This is a genomic window from Streptomyces flavochromogenes, assembly GCF_000717595.1.
In the GTDB taxonomy this organism is placed as follows: Bacteria; Actinomycetota; Actinomycetes; order Streptomycetales; family Streptomycetaceae; genus Streptomyces; species Streptomyces flavochromogenes.
Genome location: NZ_JNZO01000101.1, coordinates 1 through 1,050, shown reverse-complemented (window position 1 = coordinate 1,050; position 1,050 = coordinate 1). Strand labels below are relative to the sequence as shown.

The window sequence follows — 1,050 nt, the reverse complement described above, 5'->3', positions numbered from 1 at the left end:
GCCCAGGAGTACGGTCCGCGGCTCGGTGAGGCGGGGGCGGGTGCGGCCGGCTTCGGTCTGACGGGCACCACGTCGAGCGTGGCCTCGGGCCGGGTCGCCTACACCCTCGGCCTGCAGGGCCCCGCGCTCACCGTCGACACCGCGTGCTCCTCCTCCCTCGTCGCCCTCCACCTCGCCGTACAGTCGAGTTCTCGCGTCAGCGCGGACTCGCCGCCGACGGGCGCTGCAAGTCGTTCTCCGCGGACGCCGACGGCACCGCCTGGGCCGAGGGCGTCGGTGTCCTCGTGGTGGAGCGACTCTCCGACGCCCGCCGGCTCGGACACGAGATCCTCGCCGTCGTCGCCGGAACCGCCGTCAACCAGGACGGCGCGTCCAACGGACTCACCGCGCCCAGCGGCCCGCCGCCGGCGTCGGCGGCGTCATCAAGATGGTCATGGCCCTCCGGCAGGAGGAGCTGCCCGCCTCCCTGAACGTGAGCAGGCCCAGCGAACTCGTCGACTGGCAGTCCGGCGGCGTCGAAGTCCTCACCGAGCCCCCGAGGACCGGGCCCGCCGCGCCGGTGTCTCCTCCTTCGGCATCAGCGGCACCAACGCCCACGTCATCCTCGCCGAAGCCCCCGCAGCCGAACCGGTCGCCGAAGACGAGGCGACGGACGGTACGGACCGGCTGGACGGCGCGACGCTGCCGTGGACGGTGTCGGCTCGGTCGGCCGATGCGCTGGCCGAGGCCGCGGGACGGCTGGCGGAGCACGTACGGGCGAGGCCCGGGCTCCGTCCGGCCGATGTGGCGTTCTCCCTGGCCGCCAAGCGGTCCGCCTTCGAATCCCGGGCCGTCATCCCCGGCGCCGAGGGGAGGGACGGACTTCTCGCCGGTCTCGACGCGCTCGCCTCCGGCGAGGTCGACGGTGAGAACGGCGTGTCCGCTTCCCGAGCCGTCTTCGTGTTTCCCGGTCAGGGTTCGCAGTGGGCCGGAATGGCCGTCGAGCTCCTCGACTCCTCCCCCGTCTTCGCCCAGACCATCAACGCGTGCGAGACAGCCCTCACACCCTTC

The 1,050-nt window shown here is 73.4% G+C and carries 1 pseudogene; it reads left to right on the top strand.

What is annotated here, in order from left to right:
• A pseudogene (locus tag IF00_RS44710) lies at positions 1-1,050 on the top strand (beta-ketoacyl synthase N-terminal-like domain-containing protein); the annotation flags it as partial.